We start from the raw sequence: 5,005 nt of genomic DNA on the forward strand, positions 1-5,005 counted from the left end.
AAGATCATCAGAGTCGCGCTCGTCCCACAACTCCAGCCCTGCCCGGTCCTCAACCTGGACAGAACACCTCAAGCCGGAACAACGCCGGGGCCGTGTACTGGCACCGAGCGGATGCGAAGGTACTTGTGGATGTCTCAAAGAGCCGCGACCTGCTCGCCGCCGGCTACTACGTGGCCCGCCTCCGTGAGGACGACCTGCCAGCGCTAGGGATCATTCACCCCCGCTACCGGGAGTTTCGCGTTTATGCGACCGCTCCCCGCCCTCGAGAGGTGATGGAATCGATCCGCAGTTGGCTGCCCACCGCTTCCGGCCATTGATCGCCACGGTACGCAACCGCCAAGAACCTTGCCCGCGGATCCAGCCGCGCCGACCAGGGGTGATCGACCTGGCAGGATCAGTCCGGTGATGAGTTCCGTCAGACTGCTGCGCTGCGAGGCGATCGCATGGGTCGACGAAGACTGGCAGCCGGGGTGGGTCCGTGTGCGCCTGGTCGACGCCGACGGACGAACGTGGTTCTTCGTCGACAAGATCCCAATCTTCTTCGACGACGACATCCCTCCTGGCGCTTCTCTCCCCCAGCCGGCGTTCGTGCGGTGCCATGTCGTCGGCCAGCAGGAGGACCAGGTCCTCGTCGTTAGCACTGTGCCTGACCACGTGGAAGCTGAGGACGGAACCACCCAATTCCGGGTCCGGCCCAACCAACTAGAGCAGCGAGAGTGACCTGTTCAACTTGAACTGTCAGCTTGGGAATCTCGTTGATCTGCACAGTGAGTAGCGACATTCTGTGGTCAGGCGGCACCGAGCGTATCTGCCTCGCCGGTAGGGCCTCCACCGTTTGCCCATGCTGACCGCTGCATCGGGCACGTTACGGGCACGGACATGCTTGGTCGAGGGGGGTCTGTATGGCGTTGGCTCACAAGGGATCTCGGCTCATCACGGTCGACGGAGTCACCTACAGGTGGCGACTGCGCGGCAGACCAACCTATGCCCAAGCTCTCGGTGAGCGGCCACTCGCTGTCGCTGTCGAACAGGTCGACTGCAAAGGCAGGGTGTTGCTGGTCAGCATGCCTCAGGACCATCCGAGCAACTGGATTGGAGGGCCGATCGTCTCCGTACTCCCATCGACGGTCGTGGCGATCGTTCGGAAGGCACTGGCCGAGGGATGGCAAGCTACCCAGCCAGGTGCGGCGTTCCACATGGCTGTGCCCGCGCAGCTGCCAGCGGCACCGACTCCTTGACCCCCAGGCAACGATCAGCACCCGCCGACCTGCGTCAGCTCGCTGCTGCCCTTTCTCTCGTGTCCACCATCGTCCACCGACGTCCGGCCCTGTGCTCCTCGATCGTCACTCAGTTAGTCACCCAAGGACCTTCCCGGTGCCAGTCCGCTGGTACGGCTCTCCAAGATCGCTTGCGTACGGAAGTCACGCTCTAAAGTGCGTTGAACCTCGTGAGCGATTTGGCGCATCCACGCAGTCACGAACGCCCGCCGAGGAATCGATAGCTGCTGGCCATTTACCACCAGGCCGACGACTCCGTCGTGGTCCACCAAGGCTCGATAGTCATCCGGCATCTGCGGGTCCACATGCGCTCCACCATCCTTGTTCGCCATCTGGAGCACCACGTTCCGTCGGCTGTAGGTGAAAGCTCTCCGCCCGCCACGAAGAGGGGACTCGTTGGTTAGGAACCGCCTGCCCCACCACTCATCGAACGCTTGAAGCGGGTTGATCCGATCAGGACCAAGATTGTCCAGTACAGGAGTGGGGCTGGCGGTGCCGGCGTCGAAACTTACGCGAATCGTGCATAGTCCCGGGTTGATCGCGAAGCCGCCCGGGGGAAGGTCCGGAAGTTGGAGGGCTGTGTCCACGAACCGCAGCCTCTCCGGCAGAAGCCCGAGTTGGTGCAACAGGGACCAGCTGCTTGCCGTGTGGTGGCAGAGAACGCGAACCGTCGTCGCGAGCCGAAACGCTTCATCGGTGGCGCCCTCGTCATACGCCGCAGCGGAGCGTCTGAGATAGGCGACCTGCCGGCGCAGGTGCTCCTCTAGGTCGGCAAGGGCGAGTACATGTGGGCCACTCATCTCAGGCCCTCCTTTGACGGCGTTCCGAGCTGGTGCGCGGTTCACATTAACCGGCGGCACAGCCTCCAACGATGCCAGCGGTCGCCCTGGTCGTGTCAGGCGTTGAAGCGGAACTCAGGGGTGCCCCTGTCTGACCTGCGTCGACCTTCCCGGACCGCTGGTTACGCCCCGTCCTGGGCTCATGTCGTTGATCGCCAGTTGCCGACGTTTCCGCTGTCTTGTGCCCCAGGTGTGCCCCGCGAGACTCCCTGGCCCGGCATCCCCGGGCTACCCTCCCCTCTGCGCGGAAGCGGATCAAGTACGTCCTGGCGCTGACGCCCGTAGACACGCGCCAGGTTGAGGCGGTGCGAGCTGACCACTCTTTGCCGCTGCGCGAGATGGCTGGGCACGCCGTTCTCGGCGACGGGCTCACTGCCCTATGCGGAGCCGTTGTCACTCCGGCAGTGCCGAGAACGGACTTCTGGGATGACCTCATGGACGAGCAGTGGGGGCCGATCCGCCTGTGCGGGCCGTGCAGCTCTGCCGCCTCGCCCGGTTGAGCGTTCAGCTCGCCCGCTCTGCCTTGTAGAGGGGCTTGAACCCCTAAGCCGCGAGGCGACCCCACGTCACCCGAAACCGGACTGATCGACGCTCTGACCTGGACCGTGATTCTCGACGTTTCGCGGCGTCTCGCATGTCCTTCTGCCCTCAGTTGTGCCGCATCTGTGCTCGTTGATCTTGCGAATTGACCCCCGGGCTGGCCACTCCTCGGGCCAACGCCGAGATCCATCCGGCCCGTCCCCCGTCCAGCGTCCACCTCCCGTCATCCGAGCGTCAGATGCCGGACACCCCCGCCGGGGTCGACACCTGTCGCCCGGATGCCCGAAGATCGTGCGATGAGCGAGTCAGACAGCCGTCCTCCTTACGATTCGGAACGCTTGCGGGACCTGCTGGCGCAAACGGCAGATCATCCCGCGAAGCAGCGAGAAAAGGAGTGGAATGGAATCCACTTGATGTGTCGCGTTTTTGAGGCCAACTTGGCGGATCTCGTCAACCTTCTTGAATGGGCATCCAAGGAAGAGAACGCGATTGAAGTTATTCAGAACGTTCGCCCCACGCCCATAAAGGATGAGTTCTTCTTTCACCTAATTCGACACAATCACAATTACGTGGCCGCAGTAGGATCACTGATCGATCACACCCGGAAGTTTATGCGGGATTATGAAGACAGCGAGTTTGCAAGAGAGTACGAGACTCGCAAAGATCAGTTGATCAGGGAAGGCTGCGCCAACTTCCTTAAGGATCTTCGCAACTACATGCTACATAAGGGGATCCCGCCCTTCACATTCAACCTCAGAGTCGAGAACACTCCCCTCGGGCAAATATCGCGCTCGCGAGTACTTCTTAATACCGCACAATTGCTGGGGTGGCCGAAATGGAGCAGCGGCTCCAAGGGATTTCTTGGGCAGGCCGATTCGGGTATAGACCTACGCGAGACGGTCGACGCATACGCGGAACTGGTGCGCGACCTCTACCGATGGCTATTCGAACAATATGAGGTTCTGCACGGCTCCGATGTCAGATCCTACAATCAGTTGGTGACAGAAATTAATCTGACGCGCGGCGGGCCAGTAGCCGAGCCTATGTGACGTCTCCACTTTCAACCTTCGCCATCCCGATGCTCCTATGGAGCCGGCTGTCGTCTTGCAGCGGAGCTTTACCTCCTCGTCCCGAATGAACGATCACGGTCAGTGCACCTGCCCTCATACCGACTGCGAGCTGCGATGACAGTCCGCTGGCGTCCATGAGTGTCCGTCGTTGAACGATCCGGTTGTCACTCAGTGAGTCACTCAACCCGTAGACGGCTGGAAAGGCGCTCTATGACCCGGCGAGAACGAAGACAACAACAGTGCCGAGGATCAGCGCCCATCCGCCGGCCCATCCCGCAATCAGCCCTCGCTTGAAGCGTTGAGCGCCGTACCTGGACAAGATGAAGATGATGCCGGCAACCAGCAGGAGCGTGTGGACGAAGCCGTACGTAAACAGCACGGAAAAGAGAGCAGCGAACCGGCCACCAGCGTCCAGGTCCTCATCGGGACTACTGGCACCATATTTCTCAGCCGGGATCTTCATGGCGGCGATGGCCAGCACATGACCAAGCGTGGCCAGGCCAATGCCACCGATCAGCGACCACCAACCCGGGCGAGCCCTCGGCCCCGAGGCAGTTGCAAGCTCCGACACACGCACCTCATTCAACGCCACACGGAACCAACAGAGCCGCCAGCAGGGATTGGACAAGATCGGCAGAGCCTGCTGCAAGCCCATCAACGGCCGATTCTGAGGAACGTACAGCTTCAGCGCCATGCATCCGCCCTGCCATCCCGTCTGCCGCCGACCCGCCCTCCTGGGGAGCGGGCCGCCGCCCGGCCCGCCACGTCAAGCAGACCTTGACGCACGGTCGGACGCTGGCGGGTCGGGCGGTGGTCTGCTCGGCTTGCCCGGGTCGTCGGCTGGCGGGATGGCCCTGCGCAACCACCCACGGACCGCAACGCGCGGACGGAGCCCCGGCCATCCTGGAGTCGTCGCGCCCCCCGCCGGAGGCGCAGTGACCGCAACAGGCGACCGCGTGACTCGCCGCGCGGACCCGGCGTGCCCTTCCCTGCGCCGCGTCGCTCGGGTGCGGCGCGGCCGGCTGCCGGCCCGCGAACCTCAACCACACTCGGCGGTACCGTCTGCGGCGACCCCCGGGCTCCCCGCTCTCCGCGCCAGCCGCCGGGCATCAGGCGTGACGGCCGCAGAGCGACAGCGGCAGCGGCCGGCGCGCGCCCAGGCGGCGGCGCGTGCGGCCCGTCAAGGGCCGCCGTGGGGTCGGCCTGCGGCGCGGTGTTGATGTTGCCATCAGTCCGTTTCCGCAGGCCGCCCGCCCGAACCGTGCTTGCGACTCGTCGC

5 protein-coding genes are annotated in these 5,005 nt (G+C 63.6%); 3 read left to right on the forward strand and 2 right to left on the reverse strand.

What is annotated here, in order from left to right; genetic code table 11:
* Both AB0I41_RS34780 and AB0I41_RS34785 read left to right on the forward strand, forming a co-directional pair.
* A partial coding sequence (locus AB0I41_RS34780) for a hypothetical protein (RefSeq protein ID WP_357115593.1) occupies nucleotides 1-317 on the forward strand: 317 nt, incomplete at its 5' end.
* Nucleotides 318-402: 85 nt separating this feature from the next.
* Nucleotides 403-720 carry a hypothetical protein gene (locus AB0I41_RS34785; protein ID WP_357115596.1) on the forward strand — a complete coding sequence of 106 codons (318 nt, stop codon included), beginning with the start codon at nucleotides 403-405 and terminating at the stop codon, nucleotides 718-720.
* A gap of 631 nt (nucleotides 721-1,351) precedes the next feature.
* Here AB0I41_RS34785 and AB0I41_RS34790 read toward each other — a convergent pair.
* Complete coding sequence (locus AB0I41_RS34790) at nucleotides 1,352-2,077, reverse strand: hypothetical protein (RefSeq protein WP_357115600.1); 726 nt, start codon at nucleotides 2,075-2,077, stop codon at nucleotides 1,352-1,354.
* 875 nt (nucleotides 2,078-2,952) lie between these two features.
* Between AB0I41_RS34790 and AB0I41_RS34795 the strand changes: the two genes are divergently transcribed.
* Nucleotides 2,953-3,705 (forward strand): hypothetical protein, encoded by a 753-nt coding sequence (locus AB0I41_RS34795; RefSeq protein ID WP_357115603.1) that lies wholly within the window; start codon nucleotides 2,953-2,955, stop codon nucleotides 3,703-3,705.
* A gap of 229 nt (nucleotides 3,706-3,934) precedes the next feature.
* On the opposite strand, the gene AB0I41_RS34800 is transcribed toward AB0I41_RS34795, so the two are convergent.
* Entirely contained in the window at nucleotides 3,935-4,420 is a 486-nt protein-coding gene (locus AB0I41_RS34800; protein WP_357115606.1) for a hypothetical protein, read from the reverse strand.
* Nucleotides 4,421-5,005 lie beyond the last annotated feature (585 nt).

This window comes from Micromonospora sp. NPDC050200, from assembly GCF_040656135.1.
GTDB lineage: Bacteria > Actinomycetota > Actinomycetes > Mycobacteriales > Micromonosporaceae > Micromonospora.

What these genes read in the sequence shown, in the direction of transcription:
- AB0I41_RS34790 (WP_357115600.1), bottom strand. Translation starts at nt 2,077, where the DNA reads ATGAGTGGCCCACATGTACTCGCCCTTGCCGACCTAGAGGAGCACCTG.
- AB0I41_RS34795 (WP_357115603.1), top strand. Translation starts at nt 2,953, where the DNA reads ATGAGCGAGTCAGACAGCCGTCCTCCTTACGATTCGGAACGCTTGCGG.
- AB0I41_RS34800 (WP_357115606.1), bottom strand. Translation starts at nt 4,420, where the DNA reads ATGGCGCTGAAGCTGTACGTTCCTCAGAATCGGCCGTTGATGGGCTTG.